Below are 24,973 nucleotides of genomic sequence, written 5' to 3' on the forward strand. Positions count from 1 at the left end.
CGCTCAGCCTGCGGGCTTCATCCGCCGGTCGATTTCCGCCTCGAGCTGCCTGACGCGGGTATTGTACTGGTTGTCGATGGTGCCATCGCGCTCGTCGAGATTGAGCGAGCTGTGATAGCGGATGCTGTAGCGCTGCGGACTGTAGAGGATCGTCACGACGGCGACCTTGTTGTCCCACTCCTGCGTCGCGCGCAGCTCGCCCGGCCGCATCTTGTCGGCCTTCCAGCCCTTGGTCGTGATCGCCTGGTTGATGTAGGCCTCGATCTGGTAGGCGCCGGCGGGCTGCACCGCGGCCGGGATCGGCTTGTCGACGGTGTAGATTCCGGTGCCGAGCGCACCACATGCTGCGAGTGCCAGGGCGAGCACGACGCCGGCAAACCTGATCCCCTTCATCACCCGTTCTCCCCGATTGCGGCGCCTCACTCTAGGCGATCCGCTGGCCCGTTCGGCAATACCGTGCGGACGATCGAGGCGTCGAGCGCCTCGTAGTCGTGATAGCCAATGGTGGCGTAGAGCTCGGCGCGGGTCTGCATGCGCGGCACCATCCTGTGCGTGCCGCCGTCGCGCCGGATCGCGGCGTACAGCTCCTCCTGCGCCCTGTTCGCCACGCGCAGCGAGGACGCCGGCCAGATCACCATGCGGTAGCCCATGGCCTCGAACTCGGACGCCGTGAAGAACGGCGTGCGACCGAACTCGGTCATGTTGGCCAGCAGCTGCACGCCGGGCATGGCCTGGGCAAAGGCCCGGAACATCTCGGCGCTGGTCAGTGCCTCCGGAAAGATCGCGTCGGCGCCGGCCTGCAGATAGAGCTTCGCGCGCGCCACGGCGCCGTCGATGCCCTCGCTCGCCGCCGCGTCGGTGCGCGCGATCAGGAAGAGATGGCGCCTGGCCCGGGCGGCGGCCGCGACCTTGGCCGCCATGTCGCGCGCATCGGCCAGCTTCTTGTCATTGAGGTGGCCGCATTTCTTGGGCAGCAGCTGGTCCTCGACATGCACCGCCGCGGCGCCCGCCTCCTCGAAGGCACGCACCATGTGCATGACGTTGAGCGCCTCGCCGTAGCCTGTGTCGCCGTCGACCAGCACCGGCAGCCCGCTGCGTGCTACCTGGCGGATAAAGAAGCAGACCTCGTCGACGGTGATGATACCGAGGTCGGGCAGGCCCATCGACGCCGACATCGCCGCGCCGGAGAGATAGGCCGCCTCGAAGCCGGCGGCCTTCGCCTGCAGCGCGGCCAGGCCATTGTGCGTGCCCGGCATGCCGAGGATGCCGGGCTTCGCGAGCAGCTGGCGGAATCGCTGGCCCGCAGGCTCGCGCGGCCGATCGGAGTCGACAAGGTAGGGCATCAGAAGGCGATCACCTGGCGCGCGACCTCGCCCTTCTTGAGCTCGGCATAGGCCTCGTTGATCTGCTCCAGCGCCACGCGGCCGGAGATCATCAGGTCGAGCTTGAGCAGACCGCGCATGTAGAAGTCGACGAAGCGCGGCATGTCGGTGCGGAAGCGGTTCGAGCCCATGGCGCAGCCCTGGATGCGCTTCTCGCCCAGGATCTCCGCCCCCGAGACCTCGAAGCGCATGCCCACCGGCATCATGCCGATCACCGTCGCGCAGCCGCCGCGCTTCGTCATGCGGAAGGATTGCTCGACGGTCTGCTTCAGCCCGACGCACTCGAAGGAGTAGTCGACGCCGCCGTCGGTCATGGCGCGGATCTCCTTCACCGGATCGACCGTCGAGGCATCGACGAAGTCGGTGGCGCCGAACTCCTTTGCCAGGTTCGACTTCGAGGCCACGCGGTCGATGGCGATGATGCGCCCGGCGCCGGCGATCGCCGCACCGTTGATCGCCGACAGGCCGATGCCGCCCAGGCCGATCACCGCCACCGTCGAGCCCGGCTCGACCTTCGCGGTGCGGAACACCGCGCCCACGCCAGTGGTGACGGCGCAGCCGATCAGCGCGGCGCGATCCAACGGCATGTCCTGGCGGATCTTCACCACGGCGTGCTCGTGCACCAGCATGTGGTCGGCGAAGGACGAGAGATTGCCGGGTTGCGGCATCGCCACGCCATTCAGGCTCATGCGCGCCGGCGCGGTCTCCGGCCGGCGCGTCGCCGGACTGACGCACAGCGACATGCGGCCGCTCAGGCAGTACTCGCATTCGCCGCAGAACACCGAGACGCAGGTGATGACGTGGTCGCCCGGCTTGACGTAGGTGACGTCGGCGCCGACCGCGAGCACCACGCCGGACGATTCATGGCCCAGCACGCAGGGGCAAGCGCGCGGGTAGAGGCCTTCCATGTAGTGCAGGTCGCTGTGGCAGACGCCGGCGAACGCCGTCTTGATCAGCACCTCGTTGCGCGCCGGCTGGTCAAGATCGATCATCTCGATCGTCAACGGCTCGTGCGGCCGGTGCATGACGGCTGCCTTGGCTTTCATGGGACGCCTCCCCTCCTGACGGACTAGACTAGCGCCCACACAATGACGGAGGAAACGAACGATGCTCAAGACCGGACGTGTCGCGCTGGGCCGCATGGAGGAAGTGATCTTCGGCAAGCCGGCGGCGGAGGCCGTGGCCGAAGTGGTCGGGCGCGTCGGCGCCGAGCGCGTGTTCCTGATGGTCAGCGGCACGCTCAACCGCAGCACCGACGAGATCGAGAAGCTCAGGCGGGCGCTGGGCAATCACTGCGTCGGCACCTTCGACACGATGCCGCCGCACACGCCGCGCAAGGCGGTGATCGAGGCGGCCCGCCAGGCGCGCGAGGCCAAAGCCGACCTGATCGTCACCCTGGGCGGCGGCTCGATCACCGACGGCGCCAAGGCGGTGCAGCTCTGCCTGGCGCGCAACATCACCACGCCCGAGGGCATGGATGAATGCCGCGCAACCCCGGGCAAGGACAGCGCGCCGGAGCCGGCGCTGGGCATCCGCCAGATCAGCGTACCGACCACGCTGTCGGCCGGCGAGTTCAGCGCCATCTCGGGTGTCACCGACGAGCGCACCAAGGTCAAGGAGCTGTTCCGCCATCCCATGGTGATCCCGCAGGCGGTGATCCTCGATCCCCGCGTCACGGTGCACACGCCGGAATGGCTGTGGCTGTCGACCGGCATCCGCGCCGTCGACCATTGCGTCGAGGGCGTGTGCTCGAACGAGGCGCATCCCTATGCCGATGCGCAGGCGCTGCGCGGGCTCACCCTGCTGACGCAGGGGCTCAACGCCGTGAAGGCCGACCCGTCCAACCTCGAGGCACGGCTCGATTGCCAGCTCGGCTCGTGGCTGTCGATGGGCCCGCTGGCCAGCGGCGTGCCGATGGGCGCCAGCCACGGCATCGGCTACATCCTGGGCGCCGCCTTCGACGTGCCGCACGGCCATACGTCGTGCATCATGCTGCCCTCGGTGATGCGCTGGAACAAGCCGGCCAATGCCGATCGCCAGGCGATGGTCGCGGCCGCCATGGGCAAGCCGGACGCCGAGGCCGCCGACGTGCTGCACGCGTTCATCGCCGGTCTCGGCATGCCGCGCAGCCTCGGCGCGGTGAAGATCGGGCCGGAGCATTTCGACAAGATCGCCGCGGGCGCGATGAGTACGCCCTGGGTGCCGCGCAACCCGCGGCCGATCCCGACGCCCGCGCAGGTGCGCGAGATCCTCGAGCTGGCGGCCTGACCATGGCGACCAAGGGCGAATATCGCGGGCTGATCCACCGCAACAATGCCGACCTCGCCGCGTGGCTGGCGAAGCGGCAGGCCGAGGCGGCGCTCGAGCCCGAGCTGCCGATCATCGATCCGCACCACCATTTGTGGGACACGCCGCAGCGCGGCGAGTACCTGCTGCCGGAATTCCTCGCCGACGCCGGCGGCGGCCACAACATCGTTTCCAGCGTCTTCCTCGAATGCCAGTCGATGTTCCGCGCCAGCGGTCCCGACGAGATGAAGTCAGTCGGCGAGGTCGAGTTCGTCAACGGCGTCGCAGCCATGGCGGCGTCGGACGGTTACGGCAAGACGCGGGTCTGCGAGGCCATTGTCGGCTGGGCCGACCTGATGCTGGGCGCAAAGGTGCGCGAGGTGCTCGAAGCGCTGATCGCCGCCGGCAACGGCCGCTTCCGCGGCACGCGCTACGGCACGTCCTACGACGAGGGCATCGCCGGCAAGTACGTCTCGCGCCGCATCCCGCAACACCGCCTGCTCGATCCCAAGTTCCGCGAGGGCTTCGCCGAGCTGGGCAAGCTCGGCCTGACCTTCGACTCCTGGCACTTCCATCCGCAGCTGCCGGATCTGGTCGACCTCGCGCGTGCCTTTCCGCAGCAGACGATCATCGTCGACCACGTCGGCGGCGTGCTGGGCGTCGGCCAATACGCCGGCAAGAACGCCGAGATCATGCCGATCTGGCGCAAGAGCATCGCCGACCTCGCCGCCTGCCCCAACGTCAACATCAAGCTCGGCGGCCTGGGCATGACCTCGTTCGGCTTCGGCTTCCACGAGCGCGACGTGCCGCCCTCCTCCGAGGAGCTGGCGGCGACCTGGAAGCCCTATATCGAGCCGTGCATCGAGGCCTTCGGCGTCGATCGCTGCATGTTCGAGAGCAACTTCCCGCCCGACAAGCAGTCCTGCGGCTACACCGAGCTGTGGAACGCCTTCAAGCGCATCACCGCGAACTTCTCATCGAGCGAGAAGAAGGCGCTCTACAGCGGCACCGCCGCGCGGGTCTACAAGATGACCGCGCCATGAAGCTGCCGGCGCTGCACGCCGGCATGCTCGAACGCATCAAGGCGGCGCTGCCCGGCGACGCCAGGATCGCGGCGCTGCTCGGCGGCGGCTCGATGGTGCAGGGCGGCTTCGACGAGCAATCCGACCTCGACCTGATCGTCGTGGTGCACGCCGACGCGCATGTCGCGCTGCTCGCCGACGCCCGCGCCTTCGCCGCGCAGTTCGGTTCACTGCTCTCGGCCTTCACCGGCCAGCATGTCGGCGAGCCGCGCCTTCTCATCTGCCTTTACGGGCCGCCGCTGCTGCATGTCGATCTGAAGTTCATCACGCCAGCTGACCTCGACGAACTCTACGAGCGGCCGCTCGTGCTGTGGGCACGCGACGACGAGGCGATCAGGCGGCGAATTGCCAATACGAGGATTTCGCCACCGCAGACGCGCGACGCCCAATGGTACGAGGAGCGGATGTGGCTCTGGCTCCACTACGGCGCGACCAAGCTGCTGCGCGGCGAGTTGATGGAGGCCGCGAGCACGCTCGATTTCATCCGGCTGATGGTGCTGGGCCCGATGCTGCAGCGCAATGCCGGCGTCCGTCAGCGCAACGTGCGGCGCATCGAGGAGATACCGGGGGCGCGCGAGAAGCTGGTGCCGACGATGCCGACCTGTGACCCGGTCGCGACCGCCGAGGCGTATCGCTTCACCTGCGCCCTCTATGTCGAATTGCGCCAGTCCGAGCCGCCGCCGTCGCCCGTGGCAGGCATGCCCGGCCTGATGATCGACTTCATCGATCGTTAAGATCACCTGTCATCCCGAGCGCAGCGAGGGATCCAGGCGGCTTTCCCTGGATCCCTCGCTGTGCTCGGGATGACAGAGAACTAACCCAGCGCCAGTTCCCTGTAGTCGTTGGCCGCAACCTCGTCGCAGCGCTGGCGGTAGGCCGGCGCGCTGCCGCTGTAGCGCGCGATGATGCGCGTGGTCTTGCCCTCGACGTTGCGGTTGATGCCCGTCATCCACGAATCGATCTCGTTGGACAGCAGGCCCACGCCCAGCGCCTTTACATGGTCGGTCCACGACTTCACGCCGGCGGGCGTCGCCGCGATGCGCGAGACCTGGTGGTCGCGGGCGTGGCGGATCAGGCCGGTGACCCATTCGACGTTGTACTCGATGCTGCGCGGGATGTTGCCGAGCGCGGTGTGCGGGCCCATCAGCATCATCATGTTGGGGAAGCCCTCGACCATCACGCCGAGATAGGTCTTCGGTCCGCCCTTCCAGTGCTCCTTCAGCTTCAGCCCGTCGGCGCCCTGGATGTCGATGCGGTCGAAGCTGCCGGTGATCGCGTCGAAGCCGGTGGCGTAGATGATGATGTCGAATTCGTACTCGGCGTCGCTGGTCCTGATGCCCGTCGCGGTGACGCGCTCGATCGGCGTCTCGTTGATGTCGACCAGCTTGACGTTGGGCTGGTTGTAGACCTCGTAGTACCTGGTCTCGAGCGGCACGCGGCGCGTGCCGAAGCCGTGGTTCTTCGGGATCAGCTTCTCGGCAACCGCCTGGTCCTTCACCCGCTCGCGGATCTTGCGGGCGACGAAGTCGGAGATCAGCGCGTTGGCCTTGCGGTCGGTCAGGATGTCCCTGAAATTGCCCTGCCAGATGCCGAAGCCCTTCTCGGCATACAGCTTCTCGAAGAAGGCCTCGCGCTCCGCGTCCGTCACCTCCAGCGCGCTGCGCGGATCGGGCGTGTGCAGGAAGCAGCTGAAGGTCTCCTGGCAGCGCTGGAAGATCGCCGGATACTCGGCCCGGATCCTGGCCATCTCCTCCTTGCCGATCTTGCCGTTGTGCAGCGGCGCGCACCAGTTGGGCGTGCGCTGGAAGATCGTCAGCGTGCCGGCCGTCTTGGCGACCTCCTGGATGGTCTGCACGCCGGTGGCGCCGGTGCCGATCACCGCCACGCGCTTGCCCTCGAACCTCACCTCCTCGTGCGGCCACTGGCCCGTATGGAAGGAGCGTCCCTTGAAGCTGTCGATGCCCTCGATGCGCGGCATGGTCGGCGCCGAGAGCGGGCCGATGGCGGTGATCATGAAGCGGCAGCGGAAGCGGCTGCCATCCTCCAGGGCGATGTCCCAGCCGCGGCGCGCCTCGTTGTAGTGCGCCACCTTGACCCGGCTGCGGAACTGGATGTCGCGACGCAGATCGAACTTGTCGGCGACGAAGTTGAGGTAGCGCAGGGTCTCGGGCTGGGGTGAGAAATGCTCGGTCCAGTCCCACTCGTCCAGCAGCTCCCGCGAGAACGAGTAGCCGTAGGAGTAGCTCTCGGAGTCGAAGCGCGCACCCGGGTAGCGGTTCCAGTACCAGGTGCCGCCGACGCCCGTGCCAGCCTCGAGCACGCGCACCTTCAGCCCCAGCTCGCGCAGGCGGTAGAGCTGGTACAGGCCCGAGATGCCGGCGCCGATGACGATGGCATCGAAATCCTGCGGCAAAGCGGTCATTTCCTCACTCCCGTGACAGCTACAGTATAACCGCCACGGCTGCGGACTTTCTGCAACGGTGACATGCCCCCTGCGGCCGGGCGTGATGTCGCGGAGCGAACCGGCGCCCGCCGCCGCAATGCTAACTTCCGGCCCGCCCCCAGCACCCCTCCTCCCCAGCGCCCCAGGAGCTCCTCCCATGGCCCGCCTCAAGTTTGGCGCCTTCCTCGCGCCGCATCATCCCATCGGCGAGCACCCGATGCTGCAGTTCCGCCGGGACCTCGATCTGGTCGAGCACCTCGACAGGCTGGGCTACGACGAATTCTGGTGCGGCGAGCACCACTCCTCCGGCTGGGAGATGATCGCCTCGCCGGAGATGTTCCTGGCCGCCGCCGGCGAGCGCTCGAAGCGCATCATGCTGGGCACCGGCGTGGTCTCGCTGCCCTACCACCACCCCTTCAACGTCGCCCAGCGCATGGTGCAGCTCGACCACATGACCGGCGGCCGCGCCATCTTCGGCTCGGGCCCCGGCGCGCTGGCCTCGGACGCGCATACCCTGGGCATGGACCCGATGGTGCTGCGCGACCGCCAGGACGAGGCGATCGGCGTCATCCGCCGGCTGATGCGCGGCGAGCGGGTCACGGCGAAGACCGACTGGTACACCCTGCAGGACGCCGCCCTGCAGCTGCTGCCGCTGCAGGAGGACATGCCCTTCGTGGTGGCCTCGCAGATCAGCCCCTCGGGCATGACGCTCGCCGGCAAGCACGGCATCGGCATCATCTCGATCGGCTCGATGTCGGACGAGGGCCTGCAGTCGCTGCCGCAGCAATGGGCCTTCGCCGAGGACGCGGCGAAGAAGCACGGCACCACCGTCGATCGCAGGAACTGGCGCGTGCTGCTCAGCTGGCACATCGCCGAGACGCGCGAGAAGGCACGCGAACAGGCGCGTGACGGCCTGCTGCGGCATCACAACGAGTACATCACCGCCACCCTGCAGCGGCCGGGCGCGCGGCCCTTCAAGTCGCCCGACGAGGCGGTGGACAAGATGGCGTTCTCCGAGGGCACGGCCGCGACCATCGGCACCCCCGACGATCTGGTGGCCAGGATCAAGTCGGTGCTCGAGGTCAGCGGCGGCTTCGGCACGGTGGTCGGCTTCGTGCACGACTGGGCCAATCCGGAGAACACGATGCGCAGCTGGGACATGGTGGCGCGCTACGTCGTGCCGGAGATCAACGGCTACCTGAAGGGCCTGCGCACCTCGCAGAAATTCGTGATCGAGAACCGCGACGTCTTCATGCGCGCACGCGAGGCGGTGATGAGCAAGATCATGGGCAACGAGGCCGCCGCCGCGGCGCTCGCCGTCACCAGGTCGCCGATGCTCGCGGCGTCGAGCTCGAACGTTCCGGATCTCGGCGAGGCACGGGCGAAGGCCGGGGCGAAGAAGTAGCGCGACCCTCTTCCTCTTTGGGAGCGCCGGCGTCCCGCCGGCGCTCCCAGGAAGTCAGGGAGAACGCTAGCCCGGATATCTCACAGGGAAGAAGTGAGAGAGTGGAGTGATGGGCGCAGGGTGTGTGGCGTGATGGTCTGAGTGATATCGGTGATTTTGGCCGGATCGCGAGCGCGGATGAAGGCCGCCGGAAGCGGTGAGCGGAAGGTATGTCGGCTGTGCGGTGTCTGGTTCGTGTCAGGCGTCGGCGGCCATGGCGTGGTAGGCGATGGCCCAGTCGCGCTGCCAGGGATGGCCTGAGGCCATGGCGATCCTGACCCTGCGGACGGAGACGCGGACGAGGGCGCCGATCTTGAGCAGCTTCAGCCGGATCGAGCCGCAGGTGGCATCGGCCAGGGCGGTGGTCTTCAGGGCGATGCGGCGCAGGCCGTCGAGCAGGACATAGGCGAACGAGGCGAACCACAGGCGCAGCTGGTTGGCGCGCATGGTGGCGCTGGAGGTGCGGTCGGCGAAGAGGTCGAGCTGGCACTCCTTGATGCGGTTCTCCATCTCGCCGCGGGCGCAGTAGAGGCCCTCGTAGAGAGCGCGGGCGCCGGCGCGGTCGGGGCCAAGCGAGGTGACGACGAAGCGCGGGTTGGCCTCGTCCTGGGTATGCTCGGCCTTGCCGACGACGCGACGCCTGCGGCTCCAGCTGTCGCGCGTCGTCCACAGGAAGTCCTTGAAGCGGCGCGCCGGGGCGCCAGTGATGGTGCTCTCGGCAGCGGCCATGGCCAGTTCCGCGGCGATCTCGCCGACCAGGCGGGCGTTGCGCGCCAGGCCGAACAGATAGTCGACGGCGTTGGCCTCGCACCAGGCCATCAGCGCCTCGCGGGCGAAGCCGGAGTCGGCGCGCAGCACGATGCGCACCGCGGGCCAGCGGGCGCGGATCTGGGCGACGATGCGCGCGATCTCCTCCTGTGCGCCGGCCGCGGCGTCGATGTTGGCCGGCCGCAGCTTGGCCGCCAGCAGGTGGCGGCCGCAGAAGACGTAGAGCGGCAGGTAGCAGTAATGGCCGTAATAGCCGTGGAAGAAGCGGCCTTCCTGCGCGCCGTGCAGCGGATCGTCGGTGGCATCCAGGTCGAGCACGATCTCCTCGGGCGCCTTGGCATGCGCCTCGAGGAAGACCTCGACCAGCAGCGCCTCGATCGCCGCCGCGTCGTGGCCGATCTTGTGGTAGCGCGTCGGCTCCGGCCGGCTCAGCTCCAGCCGGTTCAGCGTCGACTTGCCGGCCACCGCCGCACAGTCCTTGCGCCGCGCCGCAAGCTTGCCCGCCAGCACCGCCATCACAGGGTCGTGCCGCAGCCAGTCGTGGTCGTTCAGATCCTCGTAGCCCAGCGCCAGGCCATAGACGCGCTGCCCGACCAGGGTACGAACCTCGTGCTCGATCAACTCGCGGTTCCGACGATCGACGAAGCAGCCGGCAAAGCGCTCGATCAGACCCAGCGCCCGGTCCGTCGCCCCCAGCAGCAGCCCGCCGGCATCCGACGTCATCGACCCGCCGTCGAACGACGCCGCGACCACGCGTCTTTCCACGGCTGCAAAGCCAAACAATTCCGCGATACACTCTGTCGGCATCGGGGTTCTTTCCTCTGTTCGCGAAAGTCGTTGCGGCACAACAACTTTCTCAGAGGCAGGACTCCGATGCACCCTTTACCTTTGAGATATCCGGGCTAGTACTTCGCGATCACCTTCTCCGCGAAGTCCTTCAGGTTGCGCCGCGCGGTCGCCATCGCCGGCAGCAGCGTGATCTCGCTCAGGCCCATCGCCTCGCGTTCGCGCAACGCGGTGATGATCTCCTCGGGCGTGCCGACCAGGCCGCCGGTCGAGCGGATCAGCTCCTCGGTCACGAAGCGCCGCTCCTCCGGCGGCACGAAGGCGCAGTGGCCGAGATGGACCTGCTGGTAGCGCTTGGCTGCCGGCACATCCATCTTCTGCGTGAAAGCGAGATACTCCTCCCACAGGTCGCGGCAGCGATGCGCCACGGTGCTGGTGTCGCCGTCCTTCATGTAGGCTTCCCACCAGTAATGCAGCGAGGCGATCGCCATCGGCCCGACCTCGTCGATCACCCGGTCGGAGTTGATCTTCTCGCCCGGCTGCAGCACGCAGGCATAGCCCAGCGCCGCGGTATAGAAATCCTTCGGGAACGCGCGGCCCGCCGCCTTGGCGCCCTCCTTCATCGTATCGAGGCTCTGCAGCAGGCGCGCCTTGGTCTGGTTGTGCGAGCAGACTCGGCCGTCGCCATAGGCGCCCGCCGTCTTCAGCGCCAGCGGACCGTCGGCGGCGACGTAGATCGGCACCGGCTGCTCGACATTGACGAAGCCCATTTTGGGATGAAGGAAGCGGATGTCGTTGGTCTCGCCCAGCAGCGGGTAGTCGACCTCCTCGCCGTGCAACAACGCGCGCAGCACCCGCAGGTACTCGCGGAACTCCCTGGCCTTCACCGGGTCCTTGCCCATCACCCGCATCGCGGTGTGGCCGGTGCCCATGCCGATGAAGGTGCGGCCCGGCGCGAGCTGGTTGATCGAGGCGATGGAATGCGCGGTCACCGGCGCCAGCCGCGTGCCGGCCACGGAAACACCGGTGCCCAGCCGGATGCGCGAGGTGTTGGCCGCCGCCAGCGACAAGGTGGCGTAGCAGTCGGAATAGAGCATCTGGGAATCGGCCGCCCAGGCGGCGTCGTAGCCCATGTTCTCCAGATCGACGAACAGCCGCCAGTCGGAGATGCGCGGGACGACGGTGACGCCGAACTTCATGGCGTCAGCCCTTCTTCGGCAGGAAATCGTCGAGCGGCACGCCAAAGCTGTTGAGCGCCCACGACACCAGGTTGTACTGGCCGATGGTGAAGACGATGTCCATCATCTGCTCGGTCGAGTAGCTCTTCGACAGGATCGCCCAGGTCGTGTCGGCCACGACGGAGTGCTCGAACAGGTCGTCGGCCGCCTGCAGGAGCGCGCGCTCTTTTTCGCTCCAGCCGGCGTCCGGGCCGGTCTTGATCCATTCGATGTCGGCGTCACTCAGCCCCCCGCGCTTCGCGATCAGCTCGTGCTGGGCGAACTCGTACTCGGCCTGGTTCAGCCAGCCGATGCGCAGGATCAGCATTTCGCGATCGCGGAACGGAAGGGTCTGCTTGCTGAGCACATGGCCGGCGAACGGCGTCCAGCGCTTCACCAGCTGCGGATGGTTGGCCAGCACCTTGAAGATGTTGAAGATCTGGCCGTTCATCGAGTTCTTCTCGACGATCTCGCGATCGGCCGCCGGCATGGTCGACAGGTCGCGCATGGCGACGCGCTGCTTGCGCTTGATCATCGGGCATTCCTCCTCGGGTTCATCCGCACCAAAGCAACATCCGGCAAGTTGAGCCTCCTGTCATCCCGAGCGCAGCGAGGGATCCAGGATGACTCCCTGGATCCCTCGCTGCGCTCGGGATGACAGAGGCGCTTCGATTTGCCCCAGCAAAGCACTCGATACGGCAACTGCTCAAGGCCGGCCGAGCTTGGCGAACCGCTTGGTGAGACGGTCGCGCTTCAGCCGCGACAGCCGGTCGATCCAGAAGATGCCGTTGAGCTGGTCGATTTCGTGCTGCAGGCAGGTGGCGCGGAAGCCGTCCGCCTCCTCGGCCTTCTGCACGCCATCGAGATCGCGGAAACGCACGCGCACCTTGGCAGGCCGCTCGACCTCCTCGTTGATTCCGGGCATCGAGATGCTGCCCTCGGCGATGCGCGTCGTCTCGGGCGAGGACCATTCGACCACCGGATTGACGTAGACGCGCACATCGCCGCCCAGCTCGATCACGACGACGCGCCGCATGACGCCAATATGCGGGCCGGTGATGCCGACGCCCGGCGCCGCGCGCATGGTATCGAGCAGGTCGGCGGCCAGCGCTTTCAGCGCATCGTCGAATGCGGTGACCTCGGCCGCCTTCTGCCGCAGCCGCGGATCGGGAAAGCGGACGATCGGATGGATGGCCATCCACCTAGATGAACCATGGAACCGGCCCGCGTCGAATCCATTTGACGCAGTCGCGACTGCGCCTGCCTGGATCCAACACACGCGGCGACATTGTTGTGTTGGCGGCTGGCGTCGGACTAACGTGCGCCCATGCCACCGCACGAACCATGCGCACCGAACTGACCGAGGCCCAGGACCGCGCCCGGGCGCGCCTGGCCGCGCCCGGCACGTGGTGGACCGGCGCCGAGCGCGTGGCGATCGCCGCCGAGGCGCGCCAGGCGATGCGTTGCCGGCTGTGTGCCGAACGCGCGCAGGCGCTGACTGCCGGCGCCGTCGCAGGCTCGCATGACAGCCTGGGCGCCCTGGACCCGCTCGTCGTGGAAGCCGTCCACCGCATTCGCACCGATTCCGGGCGTCTGTCGCGAAGCTGGCTGGACGGCCTGCTGGACCAGGGGCTGGCCGTGGAGCGTTACGTCGAGCTGGTCGGCGTGATCGCCACGGTCATTGCCGTCGATACGTTCGAGCAGGGACTGGGGCGGGCGCCGCGCGACCTGCCCGAACCGCGACCAGGGGCAGCATCGCAACAGCGTCCGGCCGGCGCGCGCATCGACCGGGCCTGGGTGCCCACCCTGGCGCCCGAGGATGTCGGGCCCGACGATCCGCCGCTCTACGCCGGCCTCGCCGGCGTGAACATCCACCGCGCGCTCAGCCTCGTGCCGGCCGAAGTCATCGGCTTTTTCGACCTCGACGCCGCGATGTACCTGCCGGACCGGCAGCTGCGCGACTATGGCACCGAGTACCGGGCGCTGACGCACGCGCAGATCGAGCTGCTGGCGGCGCGCCTGTCGGCGCTCAACCGCTGCGTCTATTGAACCACCAGCCATGTGGTCCTGCTCCGGGGGAGCGGCGAGTTTACGGGACACGGTTACGATTTCTCCGTCGTCATGGACGGCAGCGGCGACGGCGGCGTGCCGCAGGGCAAGCTGCTGATGGATTTCGGCGCCGCCGTGGTTGGCGGCGACGAGCGCGCCCTCGCCGCCTGCCGCGACGCGGTGCGGCGCGCGCTGGGCGAGGAGGCGTTGGCCGACGCTGCCGGCGTGGCGGCGATCTTCAATGCCGTCGTGCGCATCGCCGACGCTACCGGCATCCCGCTGGAGGACGCCAAGGCGGCAGCCAGCCACGCGGTGCGGGCCGAGATCGGCATCGATGCCCTTGCCGACGGCAAGGAGTGAGCGCGGAATCAGGGGGTATTGTCCACGATGTCGTCCTGAGCGCAGCGAAGGACCTTGCGGTATCTCGGCCCTCGAAACGTGGCGACCAATCGCACCACCGCCAGGTCCTTCGCTGCGCTCAGGACGACGGAGACTCTACGTCGGATGCCACCATTTTCCGCCGAGCACGACGCCGGTCGAAAGCAGGCGGCGGTCGCCCCTCAGGTGCTCGCCGATGCAATCGACGTAGTCGAAGCCGCCCTGGCTCAGCTCGAGGATGCTGGCTTCGCCAACGCTGCCCGGCTTCAAGGTGCCGAGATCGGGACGGCGGATCGCAGCGGCGGGGCCGGCAGTCGACAGCCTGATCACCGTGGCGAGGTCGACGCCGAGGCAGAGGAACTTCGACATCGTCGTCAGCAGGTCGTAGGCCGGACCCTCGATCGACACGCTGTGAACGTCGCTGGAGATCGCGTCGGGCAGGAAGCCGGCGGCCAGCATGCCACGCGTCGTGGCGAAACCGAACGAGCCGCCGCCATGGCCGATATCGAACAGCACGCCGCGCTCGCGCGCCGCCGCCACCTCCTCGCGCACCTGACCGTCGCTCCGCACCGGCGCGTTGGGGAAGGGGCGGAAGCAGTGGGTGAGGATGTCGCCGCGGCGCAGACGCGAGATCACCTCGAGACGCGAGGGCGGCGGGTTGTCGAGATGCGCCATGACCGGCAGGCCCACCTCCTCCGCGACCTCGAGCGCCATATCGAGCGGCATCACGCCGTTGTCGCCGCCGGCGCCCTTGCCGACGCGCACCTTGATGCCCAGCACCAGGTCGGCGTTCTCGCGCGCCACGCGGGCGCATTCGCGCAAGTCGAGCAGGCGGATGTCGGCCGCCTCGCCCACCATCACCGCCTTTGAGAAGGCGAAGATGCCGGGAAACGAGAGGTTGAGATACGGCAGGATGCGCACCGGCGACGGCTCGATCACGTGCGCGCGAAAGCCGTGGAAGTTGCCCGGACCGGCGCTGCCGGCGTCGATGAACGTTGTCACGCCGCCGCTGCGCGCCAGCGATTCCGCGGCCACGCCCAGCGACGTGCCGCCCCAGTAGACGTGGGTGTGCAGGTCGATCAGGCCGGGACAGACGATTCTGCCCGCAACGTTGCGCGAGTCCGAGCCCGAGAGATTGTCGCCGATCGCCGCGACCTTGCCGCCGGCGAACGCGATGTCCGTGACCTTGTCGACGCCCTGCGACGGGTCGATCAGTCGCCCGCCCTTCAATACCAGATCGCTCATGATCATCCCTTGGTTTCGCGCCGCCGCGTGCCGGGCGCGGGTGGAGTCTCGGGCGGACCGGCGAAGCATTGCGCTATCGCCATCCAGGCGCGCGCCGTCTCGCCGCTCACCCTGAGCCTGGTGTCGGTGACGTGGCGCGTCTGCGCCACGACCTGACAGAATTCCTCGGCATCGCCCTCGACCGCGTTGTCGCTGCTAGGCGTGTTCCATTCCCAGACCGCGCCCGACGGTGCGTCGAGGCGCACATAGGGTGCCGGCCCCGGCGGCTTCTCGCCGCGATTGGCGAAGGTCCAGCCGAAGGTGCGCACGCCGATCACGGCGATGTTCTGCAGCCGGTCGGAGCGCGGCCGCACCATGCCCAGCATGTCGTAGATCGCCTGGCCGTGCGCCCAGATCTCCATCTGGCGCGCCGTGGTGAACATGCGCACGCCCATGTCGGGACCGGCCCATTTCAGGCGATCGTCAGGCGCACGTGCCCCCAGCGTGTCGGCGAGCTTGCCCAGCGTCTCGTGCCAGCGCGCCAGCAGGGCGCGGTCCGTGAGATCACCCAGGCGTTGCCGCTGATCCTCCAGTCGCGTCAGTCCGCTCTCCCGCCTGGCCTTGATGTCGGCCTGCAGGGCGAAGAATGCCGCCTCGTCGGTGGCCGAGGCGTAGCCCATCAGGTCGCCCATGTGCAGGTGGCCGACGATGTCGTTGAGGGTCCAGCCCTTGAAGCGCGTGGCGCGACTCCAGTCGGAGTCCGGGAGCGGCGACAGCAGATGGTGCAGTTCGTCGGCCTCGGCCCGCAGATCGACAGCTTGTGAAAGCAATTCGGCACCCTCCCGCGCGCAGCATGCATGGGTGCGCGCTTGTCCGCCACCGTCGAACAGGGGCACGATCGCGCGCGGGAGGATCACACCATGCGCGTTGGTTTCGTTGGACTGGGAATCATGGGAGCCAGCCTTGCAGCAAACGTGCAGAAGGCCGGCCATTCGCTGACGGTGCACGACGTGCGCCGCGACGCCGCGGCCAAGCATATCGCCGCCGGTGCCACCTGGGCGGACTCGCCCAAGGCCGTCGCAGCGGCATCGGATGTCGTGCTGACCTCGCTGCCCGGCCCGCCCGAGGTCGAGGCGGTGGCGCTGGGCGAAAACGGCCTGCTGGCGGGCATCAAGGCCGGCGCGTCGTACTTCGACCTGTCGACCAATTCGCGCGCGACGGTGCGCAAGATCAACGAGGCCTTCACCGCCAAGGGCGCGCACATGTTCGATGCGCCGGTCAGCGGCGGGCCCAAGGGCGCCTTTACCGGCAAGCTCGCGATCTGGGTCGGCGGCGACAAGGCGATCTTCGAGCGCGATCGCGCGGCGCTCGACGCCATGGGCGACCAGGTGCGCTATGTCGGCGCCATCGGCCAGGCGACCGTGGCCAAGCTGGTGCACAACTGCGCCGGCTATGCGCTCACCGTGGCGCTGGGGGAGGTCTTCACCATGGGCATCAAGGCCGGCGTCGATCCCGCCGACCTGTTCGAGGCGGTGCGCCAGGGTGCGCTGGGCCGCCGCCGCACCTTTGACGGCCTGCTCGACCAGTTCCTCTCCGGCACCTACGACCCGCCGGCCTTCCAGCTGCGCCATGCGCACAAGGACGTGTCGCTTGCCACGCAGCTCGGCCGCGAGGTCGGCGTGCCGATGCGGCTTTCCAACCTCACCCTGGAGGAGATGACCGAGGCGCTGAACCGCGGCTGGGCAAACCTCGATTCGCGCAGCATCCTGAAGCTGCAGCAGGAGCGTGCCGGCGTCGACGCGACGGTCCCGCCCGATCGCCTGGCGCAGCTGCGGGGCAACGGGTGAGCCCATGGCCGACGCGCTGCCGCAATACGAGGTCTACGCCATCCGCTACGCGCGCCGCGATGCGCGCCGCGCCGACCATTTCATCGGCGGCGACCCGCATGACGGGCCGATGCCGATGGACTACTTCACCTGGGTGATCCGCGGTGCGGGCCGCGTGATCGCCGTCGACACCGGCTTCACCGCCGACGTCGCGGCCAGGCGCAAGCGCGAGTTCCTGCGCTGCCCGGTGACAACGATGGCGGAGCTCGGCATCAGCGCGGAGCAAGTGTCCGACGTGGTGCTGACGCATCTGCACTACGACCATGTCGGCAATTTCGACAAGTTCCCCAACGCGCGCTTCCACCTGCAGGTCAAGGAGATGGGCTTCGTCACCGGGCCCTACATGAAGTACCCGAAATTCGGCCACAGCTTCGAGGTCGAGGACGTGGTCGGGATGGTGCGCCTGAACTTCAAGGGCCGCGTCGAGCAGCACAGCGGCGCGGTCGATCTCGCGGCCGGCATCACGCTGCATCATGTCGGCGGCCATACGCCGGGCCTGCAGATCGTGCGCGTCAGCACCCGGCGCGGCTGGGTCGTGCTCGCCTCGGACGCCTCGCACTACTACGAGCACATGCAGAAGAACCGGTTCTTCGGCACTGCGTACAATCTCGGCGAAATGGTCGATGCCTACCGCACCGCCGAGAAGCTCGCCGCCTCGCCCGACCACATCGTGCCCGGCCACGATCCATTGGTGATGCAATACTACCCGCCGGTGTCGCCGAAGCTCGACGGCGTGATCGTTCGATTGGATGTCGCGCCGCGTACCGCTTGACCGCATCACGGAACGAGAGTCCGCGGTGCGATTTCCCGGAGTCGCGACCGGATGGCCCTTGCGGTAAGCGTCGCCTCGTCCCAATCGAGGTGAATCATGGATGTCTCCCGTCAGCGCGAACTGGCCGAATTGCTCGCGAGCCTACGGCGCGAGGGTCGACAGCAGAGCGGACTCGACGCGGCGCTGGTGCCACCCGACAAGGCGACCGCCTATCGCATTGCGCGCATGGTCGAGGAGGAACTGGGCTGGCCGGTGCTGGGCTGGAAGATCGCGGCACAGAAGGAGGAGATGCAGCGGCAGCTGCGCACCGACTCGCCGATCTACGGTCGCGTCTACGCCACCAGGACTTCGCCGGTCTCGGTCGAGCGCGCCAGCCAATGCAGCCCGATTCCGGAGGTCGAGTATCAGGCGGTGCTCGCCATCGACCTGCCGCCGCGCGACAGGACCTACAGCGTCGAGGAGGTCACCGACGCGGTGGCGTCGCTGCATCCCGGACTCGAGCTGGCCGAGTGCCGCTTCGTGCACGACGAGACGTTTCCACCGCTGCCGGCGGTGCTCGCCGATGGATCGGGCAGCGGCACGATCCTCTACGGCCCGGCCATCGACGACTGGCGCAACCGCGACATCGCCGGTCAGGAGGTCGTTCTGCTGTGCAACGGCGTGCCGCGCCGGCGCGGCACCGCGGCCGCGGCGCTCGACCATCCGATGGTGCCGCTGACCTGGCTGGCCAACGAGCTGTCGCGCACCGGCATCGGCATGAAGGCCGGCCAGATGATCAGCACCGGCACGCTCACCGGCATGCTGGCGCCGAAAGCCGGCGAGACCTACACCGCCGATTTCGGGCCGTTCGGCAGCGTAACGATGACATACACTTAAGATGACAGGTCGAGCGCACCTGTCATCCCGAGCGCCAGCGAGGGATCTTTGATTGCCGGAAAGATCCCTCGCTGGCGCTCGGGATGACAGAGCAGTTCTCAAGGCGTGAGGCGCTGTCTCGTCCGGGCCAGCGCCTCGATGCGCGGCCAGGCATAGAGCGCGGGGATCAGCGCGCCCTTGCCCCACAGCGGCAGCTGGTCGACGTAATGCGGGCTGCCCGGATGGCCCGAGGCGCCGTGGAACACCAGCCACGAGCCGGTGTCCCAGGCGCCGACATCGTAGGCATAGCGCGCGATCGCGCCATAGGCGGCATCGACGCCGGCCGAGGCCAGCGTGCCGTTGGCCCATACCGTGTCGCCGTCGCCGCCGACATCGACGGCTGGCGGATCGAGCAAGGACGCCGCGTCGGGAAAGCTCGCCGACAGCGGATGCGCGAAGCGCGGGCGATGGCGTTCGCCCCATGTCGCCGGCGCATCGGTCGCGGCCACCTCGTCGAGCCCCATCGCGATTAGCTCCGCCCAGCTCGCGCCGCCGAGCAACCCGGTGTCGTCGGCGCGCAGCAGCGCCGGCAGGGTCCACCAGAGCTGGATCAGCGGCACCACACCGGGCGGCACCTTGGTCAGCGGATCGGACGAGGCGCGCGACAGGCCGGAGCGTTCGGCCAGCAGGCGCGTGAGCGCGCGGCGCACGTCGATGTAGCGCCCGGCCGCGACCGAGCGGGCCGCCATGTGGCCGTCCCACGCCGCGATCTGGTCGCGCAGTGCAAGGCCCGCCGGCGTCTTCGGTGCCGCCTTGGCGATGCGGTCGCGGATCTCCAGACCCGGCAGGCTGAGATCGTCGACATGGATCGACAGCATGTCGGGCAGGCTGGCCGCCGGCAGCGTGTTCAGCCGGTCCATGATGCGCCGCGCACGGTACGGCGGATGGCAGTCGGTGGCGAGATAGTCGGGATGGTTGTCGGCGACGAAGCGGTTGTTGGCGGTGACGATCGCGCCGCCGTTGGGATCGACGACGCGCGGCATGCGCTCGAACGGCACGTTGCCCTGCCATTCATGCGCGCCGGTCCAGCCCGGCACCGGCAGCCAGCCATTGATCCTGGGCCGCACCGGCACGATTGCTCGCACGAGATGGCCGATGCGGCCCCTGGTGTCGGCGGCGACGACGTTGTGGTCGATCAGGCCCCAGCCGCGCGCGGCGTCGTAGAAGCTGTCAACGTCCCTGGCCCTCAGCATCGGCAGCAGGCAGGCCAGCGACCGGTCGGCGTCGGCGTACTGCACCGAGCGCAGGGTCAGCGCCGCGCCCTTCGCCGGATCGCCGGCGATCACCGGGCCGTGGTGCGTGGCGACGACATCGACTGTGACTGGCGAAGCGCCACGCACGGCGATCGACTCGGTGCGCCGGATCGTCGGCCGCCACTCGCCCTTGAATTCGTAGCGCCCGGCATCGTCCTGGAAGCGCTCGACGAAGAGGTCGTGGATGTCGGCGAAGGCGTGCGTAACGCACCACGCGACATGGCCGTTGTGGCCGAAATGCGGAAAGCCCGGCACGCCGGGCACGCTGAAGCCCAGGGCGTCGAAGGCGTCGCAGGCGATGTGCGTCTGCGCGTACATGCTGGGCAACTCGAACTGGCGATGCGGATCGCCGGCCAGCAGCGGCCGGCCGGCCGCGGTGCGCGATGGCGCCAGCGCCCAGTTGTTGCTGCCGCCGCCGGTAGAGTCGGGCGCGCCGAGCGCCGCCACCGCCTCGATTGCCGGCGTCAGCTCCCGCAAGGTGGCGATCCAGCGCAGTGCCTCGGCACCGGGCGGGATGCACAGCAGCTCGCGGCCGCCATCGTCGTAGCGCAGCTTCGAGATCTGCTCGGCGCCGATGGTGCGCAGCGCCGCGGCGCGCCACAGCTTGAACCACACCGAGCCCATCAGAAACCCGCGCTGGCGCATCGCGGCGATGGCGTCCTGCGGCCGCCACGGTTCGGGCGCCTGGTCGAGCAGCTTGTACTCGATGGGAAAGATGCCGCGCGCGATGAAGGCGTTCACGCCGGCGGCATAGGCCTCGAGCATGCCGCGCGTCTCGGCCGGCAGCGCGTCGTAGTCGCGCTTCGCCGCGCCCTCGCCGTCGAGCTGGCGCGCCAGCCGGTCGGCGGCGACTCCCGACGGGCCGACCCACTCCGCCCAGCGCCCCAGGCCGCGCCGTCGCGTGGCATCCATCTGCCACAGGCGATCCTGCGCGTGCACGAAGCCCAGCGCGATGAAGACGTCGTCGGCGCCGCGGGCGCGGATATGCGGCACGCCCCAGGTATCGCGCATCACCTCGACCGTGCCGGCGAGGCCCCTGACGGCGACCTCGCCCGTCATGTCGGGCACCGCCGCTCGCACATCCGCCACTGTAATCGCCGCCATATCCCGCACGCCTCGTCACCAAGCAATCGGCCGGGACCATACAGCGTGCGCTGCGGGCGAAACAACGAATCGCCTCGGCGCTTCCCCTTTTCTGGCGGTTGTATAGCCTGCCGGACGGAAGTGTTCGTCGGGGGAGCTTATGCGGGCAGTGTTCGGCTTCGCGGTCCGGGTCTTCAAATGGTGGGTGCTGCCCCTGGCCTGCCTCGGCCTCGCGCTTCTCGCTGCGGTGTCCTACGCGCCCGAATCGGTGCGCGCGAAGCTCGTTGCGTTGGCCGGCGCGGCGAACGGCCTGCCGCCGCCGCTTCCCGAACGCAGCACGATCACCGAGCGTCACTGGCTCGAGCAGAACTGGACGGGCCGGCAGCGCTACTGGTTCCACCACGCCTCGCAGGGCACCGCGACCTTCCCGGTTCCCTACGATTTCTTCGTCAGCCTCGAGCAGCCGAGGGTGACGCTGTTCGATCGCGGCCGCCTCGCCGACATCGACTATCTCAGGCGCTTTGGCTTCATCGACAGCCCCTCGTCGCGCGACTTCGTCGCCAAGGCCGAGCAGTTCGGCTACAGCCGCGGCGGCCTCGCCGATCCCGGATGGCCGGGCGACGTGCCGACGAACGACGACGGCCTGCCCGTCGGCTTCGCCCGCCTTCCCGGCGGCATCGATCCCGAAACCGGCCGGCCCTATCCGGCGCAGCTCGGCTTCACCTGTGCCGCCTGCCACACCGGCCACATCGAGTACAGGAACGTCAGCATCCGCTTCGATGGCGGGCCGGCGATGATCGATCTCGGGAAGCTGGAGAAGGCCACGGGCCTGGCCATCCTCTACACGCTCGAGCTGCCGTTCCGGCTGAGCCGCTTCGCCGACGCCGTGCGCAGCCGCGGCGGTGAATGGAAGACCCGGAGCGACCAGGAGATCGAGGCGGAGCTGCGCGCGGCGCTCGCCAGGATCGGCCTCAACCTCGAATGGACGCTGCAGGTGCAGCGGCGCTTCAACTGGGAGAGCCTCGATGAAGGCTTCGGCCGGCTCGATGCGCTGAATCGTATCGGCAACCAGGTCTTCTTCGAGAATCTCCTGCCGCCCGAGGCACTGACGCAGGCGCAGCCCGGCACGCCCAACCAGGGGCCGCGCGGCCGCGTCGTGCCCGACGGCCTGGCGCCCAACTTCGCGCGCCTCGACGCGCCGGTGAGCTTCCCGCCGATCTGGGACACGCCGTGGTTCAGCTGGGCGCAGTACGACGGCTCGATCTTCAACGAGCTGGTGCGCAATGCCGGCGAGGCGCTGGGCGTCAACGCCAAGGTCAACATGAACGGCAGGAGCAGGAACCCCGTCTTCCGTTCCTCCGTCGACATGATGAACATCCATCGCTTCGAGGAGCTGCTGCGCGGCCCGATGGACGGCGTTCATGCCAGACGCGCCTTCGCGGGCCTTGTCGCGCCCCGATGGTCGGATGTCGCCGACAAGTTCAAGGGCGACGCCGCGTGGTCGATCAGGGCCGACATGGTGGATCGCGGGCGCGAGCTGTACCGCGCCCATTGCGCCGAATGCCATCGCGGCCCGGTGCGCGACGGCGATCTCACGAAGACCTGGCCGACGGGCTCCTTCTGGGACGCCGACAACTGGATAAGGGTCGGCGACCGCCAGTACTACAAGGTCGTCGAGAAGCCGGTAGCGGACATGGGCACGGATCCGCAGCAAGCGCTGGTCCTGACCACGCGCCAGGTCCGCTTGCCGCCGGAGCTGGGCCTCGATCCGATCGCGGTCCTGAACGCCAAGGGCGATTGCGGCCTGCCCGCCTCGGCGGGCCCGAACGCGAACTTCGCGCTCGCGCTAATGGCCGTCGTCGATCGCACAATTGACCAGTGGTTCGAGGACCAGCGGCTGGCCGGCAAGCCGGTGCCGCCCGAGCTCGAGAGGCAGATGCGCGGGCCGCGTCGCAACTGCCCCAACAGGCAGACCTTCCGGGTGAACACCATCGATGGCCGCTCGAGCATCACTGTCGTGCCGCATTATCGTGCGCGCCCGCTCGACGGCGTCTGGGCCACCGCGCCCTACCTGCACAACGGCTCCGTCCCGACGCTCGACGACCTGCTCAAGCCGCAGGACCAGCGGCCGACGCGCTTCTGCGTCGGCAGCCGCCAGTTCGATCCCGGGAAGGTCGGCCTCGTGGCCGAGCCGGGCGATCGCTGCCCCTCCGGGTTGACCGAGTTCGATACGCGCAGCCTCGCCAACAGCAACCGCGGCCATTCCTTCGAAGGCACCGAGCGGGACGTCACCAGGCTGCCCTCGGGCGTGATCGGCCCCGCCTTCAGCGAGCCGCAGCGGCGGGACCTGATCGAATACCTGAAGACGCTGTGAGGCTGGGGGCGCGCCACTCCGGTGACGCGTCTTGCAGTCCACCGCGCCACTGGAGTGGCGCGCCCCGACCAAGGAAAGGGCTCAGGCGGCGCGGACCTGCAGGCCCTCCGGCGTGGCGCGATAGCCGGTCAGAGTGCGCTCGGCGAAACCCAGGCGCCAGTCGAGCATCTTCTGGGCGTAGTGGCGCACCTTCGCCGCGTAGGCCGGGTCGTCGGCGCGGTTGACGAACTGGCCGGGATCGGCGCGCAGGTCGAAGAACAGCGGCGGCAGCGCGGCGAAGTGCACGTACTTGCAGTCGTGGTCCTGCACCACCGCGAGGCTGCAGCGATCCATCGGCACGCCCAGTGCCGATTCCGGCTGGCTGTAGTGCAGGTCGCGGAAGTCGAACTCGTAGTGGACCTCGCTACGCCAGTCGGCCGGCGGCGCGCCGTGACAGAACGGCAGCAGCGAGCGGCCATCGCATTGCCGTGGAACGCCCAGCCCAAGCCACTCGAGGATGGTGGGCATGGTGTCGATCGTCTCGGTGAAGTGCCGCTCGACGATGCTGCCGCGCGAGGCGTTCGCCTCGGCCAACGGATCGCGGATGATCATCGGGATGCGATAGGACTCGTCGCAGTAGCCGATCTTGCCCAGGAGGTGGTGGTCGCCGAGCTGCTCGCCATGATCGCAGGTGAAGACGATCAGCGTGTCCTGCCACTGTCCGGTCTGCTGGAGGAACTCGAAGACGCGGCCGAGCTGGTCGTCGATCTCGCTCATCAGGCCGTAGTAGGTGGCGCGCATCTGGCGCACCTGGGCATCCGTCATTGCGCTGCCCAGACCCTGGCCGTCCTGGAAGAAGCTCGATTGCCTGATGTTCTCGATGTAGTAGCGCAGCAACGGATGCTGCCCGGCCTCCTCGGCCGCGCTCGCCGCGCGCAGCGGCGCCGGCATGTCCCGCGGATCGTACATCGCGTTATACGGCGCCGCTGCGACGAAGGGCGGATGCGGGCGGTAGTAGCCGAGATGCAGGAACCACGGCTTGCCTCCGCGGCCGCGCAGATAGGACAGCGCCCGTTCGGTGAACCAGGCGGTGTCCGACAGCTCCTTGGGGATGCGAGCGGGCCGCGCGGTGGCGCCGCTCTCGCCCGCCGCCGCTCCGTCCGGTAGCCAGATGTCCTCGCGATTCTCCGGCAGCCTGTATCCCTGGCTTTCGACCCAGCCGAAATAGGCGTCGCGATAGGGCTCGAAGGCCCCCACCGGGCGGAAGCCGTCCATGATGTCGCCGAGCACGAGAAAGCGCGGATCGTCGGGCCCGGTGGTGCGCGGATCGGGCGTGGTGGTGGTGTAGCCGACCAGCGCCGGATCGTAGCCGCCCTTGCGCAGCTCGTGCGCGAGGTTAGTGAAGCGCGAATCGAGCGGGATGGTGTTCTGCACTGCGCGATGGTTCATCAGGTACTGGCCGGTGAGCAGGCTGGCGCGGCCTGGCCCGCAGGGCACCGCCTGCGTGAAGTGATGACGGAAGGTGACGCCTTCGGCTGAGAGCCTGTCGATGTTGGGCAAGCGCAGCAATTTCGCGCCGAGCTTCGGCAGCAGCTCGCCGCGCCATTGGTCGACGACAATCAGCAGGACGTTCTTGCGCTTGGACATCGGAC

22 protein-coding genes are annotated in these 24,973 nt (G+C 68.5%); 10 read left to right on the forward strand and 12 right to left on the reverse strand.

What is annotated here, in order from left to right:
* Positions 1 to 3: 3 nt before the first annotated feature.
* From KF889_20000 to KF889_20010, 3 genes are read right to left on the reverse strand one after another with little or no spacing between them, the layout of a single operon-like run.
* Positions 4 to 393, reverse strand: a complete 390-nt coding sequence (locus KF889_20000; protein MBX3501731.1) for a hypothetical protein — start codon at positions 391 to 393, stop codon at positions 4 to 6.
* 26 nt (positions 394 to 419) lie between these two features.
* Positions 420 to 1,343 carry a methylisocitrate lyase gene (gene prpB, locus KF889_20005; protein MBX3501732.1) on the reverse strand — a complete coding sequence of 308 codons (924 nt, stop codon included), beginning with the start codon at positions 1,341 to 1,343 and terminating at the stop codon, positions 420 to 422.
* On the reverse strand, positions 1,343 to 2,428 hold the full coding sequence (locus KF889_20010; GenBank protein ID MBX3501733.1) for a Zn-dependent alcohol dehydrogenase: 1,086 nt from the start codon (positions 2,426 to 2,428) through the stop codon (positions 1,343 to 1,345). The genes prpB and KF889_20010 overlap by 1 nt, the downstream gene beginning before the upstream one ends.
* A 94-nt stretch (positions 2,429 to 2,522) precedes the next feature.
* Between KF889_20010 and KF889_20015 the strand changes: the two genes are divergently transcribed.
* From KF889_20015 to KF889_20025, 3 genes are read left to right on the forward strand one after another with little or no spacing between them, the layout of a single operon-like run.
* A complete protein-coding gene (locus KF889_20015; GenBank protein MBX3501734.1) occupies positions 2,523 to 3,650 on the forward strand; it encodes an iron-containing alcohol dehydrogenase in 1,128 nt (375 codons plus the stop codon).
* Between the two features lie 2 nt (positions 3,651 to 3,652).
* Complete coding sequence (locus tag KF889_20020; protein MBX3501735.1) at positions 3,653 to 4,711, forward strand: amidohydrolase family protein; 1,059 nt, start codon at positions 3,653 to 3,655, stop codon at positions 4,709 to 4,711.
* Positions 4,708 to 5,484, forward strand: coding sequence for a nucleotidyltransferase domain-containing protein (locus KF889_20025; protein MBX3501736.1), 777 nt, complete (start codon positions 4,708 to 4,710; stop codon positions 5,482 to 5,484). The genes KF889_20020 and KF889_20025 overlap by 4 nt, the downstream gene beginning before the upstream one ends.
* 80 nt (positions 5,485 to 5,564) lie before the next feature.
* Here KF889_20025 and KF889_20030 read toward each other — a convergent pair whose 3' ends face one another.
* The gene (locus tag KF889_20030) at positions 5,565 to 7,172 is read right to left on the reverse strand and encodes an NAD(P)/FAD-dependent oxidoreductase (protein MBX3501737.1); all 1,608 of its coding nucleotides are present in this window, start codon (positions 7,170 to 7,172) and stop codon (positions 5,565 to 5,567) included.
* Positions 7,173 to 7,350: 178 nt separating this feature from the next.
* Here KF889_20030 and KF889_20035 point away from each other — a divergent pair, with 178 nt between their 5' ends.
* Positions 7,351 to 8,598 (forward strand): LLM class flavin-dependent oxidoreductase, encoded by a 1,248-nt coding sequence (locus KF889_20035; protein MBX3501738.1) that lies wholly within the window; start codon positions 7,351 to 7,353, stop codon positions 8,596 to 8,598.
* Between the two features lie 237 nt (positions 8,599 to 8,835).
* Here the strand turns inward: KF889_20035 and KF889_20040 are convergent, their stop codons facing one another.
* From KF889_20040 to KF889_20055, 4 genes are all read right to left on the reverse strand, one after another.
* Complete coding sequence (locus KF889_20040; GenBank protein ID MBX3501739.1) at positions 8,836 to 10,212, reverse strand: IS1380 family transposase; 1,377 nt, start codon at positions 10,210 to 10,212, stop codon at positions 8,836 to 8,838.
* A gap of 95 nt (positions 10,213 to 10,307) precedes the next feature.
* On the reverse strand, positions 10,308 to 11,390 hold the full coding sequence (locus tag KF889_20045; GenBank protein MBX3501740.1) for an LLM class flavin-dependent oxidoreductase: 1,083 nt from the start codon (positions 11,388 to 11,390) through the stop codon (positions 10,308 to 10,310).
* A gap of 4 nt (positions 11,391 to 11,394) precedes the next feature.
* Entirely contained in the window at positions 11,395 to 11,943 is a 549-nt protein-coding gene (locus KF889_20050; protein MBX3501741.1) for a carboxymuconolactone decarboxylase family protein, read from the reverse strand.
* Positions 11,944 to 12,114: 171 nt separating this feature from the next.
* A complete protein-coding gene (locus tag KF889_20055) occupies positions 12,115 to 12,606 on the reverse strand; it encodes a peptide deformylase (protein ID MBX3501742.1) in 492 nt (163 codons plus the stop codon).
* 146 nt (positions 12,607 to 12,752) lie between these two features.
* Here KF889_20055 and KF889_20060 point away from each other — a divergent pair, with 146 nt between their 5' ends.
* A complete protein-coding gene (locus KF889_20060) occupies positions 12,753 to 13,457 on the forward strand; it encodes a hypothetical protein (GenBank protein ID MBX3501743.1) in 705 nt (234 codons plus the stop codon).
* A gap of 72 nt (positions 13,458 to 13,529) precedes the next feature.
* Positions 13,530 to 13,817, forward strand: a complete 288-nt coding sequence (locus tag KF889_20065; GenBank protein ID MBX3501744.1) for a hypothetical protein — start codon at positions 13,530 to 13,532, stop codon at positions 13,815 to 13,817.
* A gap of 135 nt (positions 13,818 to 13,952) precedes the next feature.
* Here KF889_20065 and KF889_20070 read toward each other — a convergent pair whose 3' ends face one another.
* Together KF889_20070 and KF889_20075 are read right to left on the reverse strand one after the other, a co-directional pair.
* Positions 13,953 to 15,083, reverse strand: coding sequence for an amidohydrolase/deacetylase family metallohydrolase (locus tag KF889_20070; protein ID MBX3501745.1), 1,131 nt, complete (start codon positions 15,081 to 15,083; stop codon positions 13,953 to 13,955).
* Complete coding sequence (locus KF889_20075) at positions 15,083 to 16,051, reverse strand: TIGR03084 family protein (GenBank protein ID MBX3501746.1); 969 nt, start codon at positions 16,049 to 16,051, stop codon at positions 15,083 to 15,085. Before KF889_20075 ends, KF889_20070 begins: the two co-directional genes overlap by 1 nt.
* On the opposite strand from KF889_20075, the gene KF889_20080 reads away from it, so the two are divergent.
* The 3 genes from KF889_20080 (at position 16,010) to KF889_20090 (ending at position 18,593) form a co-directional block, all read left to right on the forward strand.
* Positions 16,010 to 16,906, forward strand: a complete 897-nt coding sequence (locus KF889_20080) for an NAD(P)-dependent oxidoreductase (protein MBX3501747.1) — start codon at positions 16,010 to 16,012, stop codon at positions 16,904 to 16,906. The two genes, KF889_20075 and KF889_20080, sit on opposite strands and share 42 nt — an antisense overlap.
* Positions 16,907 to 16,910: 4 nt before the next feature.
* Entirely contained in the window at positions 16,911 to 17,717 is an 807-nt protein-coding gene (locus KF889_20085; GenBank protein ID MBX3501748.1) for an N-acyl homoserine lactonase family protein, read from the forward strand.
* Positions 17,718 to 17,813: 96 nt separating this feature from the next.
* Complete coding sequence (locus KF889_20090; protein ID MBX3501749.1) at positions 17,814 to 18,593, forward strand: fumarylacetoacetate hydrolase family protein; 780 nt, start codon at positions 17,814 to 17,816, stop codon at positions 18,591 to 18,593.
* 98 nt (positions 18,594 to 18,691) lie between these two features.
* Here KF889_20090 and KF889_20095 read toward each other — a convergent pair whose 3' ends face one another.
* On the reverse strand, positions 18,692 to 20,989 hold the full coding sequence (locus KF889_20095; GenBank protein ID MBX3501750.1) for a penicillin acylase family protein: 2,298 nt from the start codon (positions 20,987 to 20,989) through the stop codon (positions 18,692 to 18,694).
* 139 nt (positions 20,990 to 21,128) lie between these two features.
* Here KF889_20095 and KF889_20100 point away from each other — a divergent pair, with 139 nt between their 5' ends.
* Positions 21,129 to 23,342, forward strand: coding sequence for a cytochrome c (locus KF889_20100; GenBank protein MBX3501751.1), 2,214 nt, complete (start codon positions 21,129 to 21,131; stop codon positions 23,340 to 23,342).
* A gap of 81 nt (positions 23,343 to 23,423) precedes the next feature.
* On the opposite strand, the gene KF889_20105 is transcribed toward KF889_20100, so the two are convergent.
* Positions 23,424 to 24,968 carry an alkaline phosphatase family protein gene (locus KF889_20105; GenBank protein ID MBX3501752.1) on the reverse strand — a complete coding sequence of 515 codons (1,545 nt, stop codon included), beginning with the start codon at positions 24,966 to 24,968 and terminating at the stop codon, positions 23,424 to 23,426.
* Between the last annotated feature and the right edge of the window lie 5 nt (positions 24,969 to 24,973).

It is taken from the genome of Alphaproteobacteria bacterium, assembly GCA_019635875.1.
Lineage (GTDB): Bacteria > Pseudomonadota > Alphaproteobacteria > Reyranellales > Reyranellaceae > JAFAZJ01.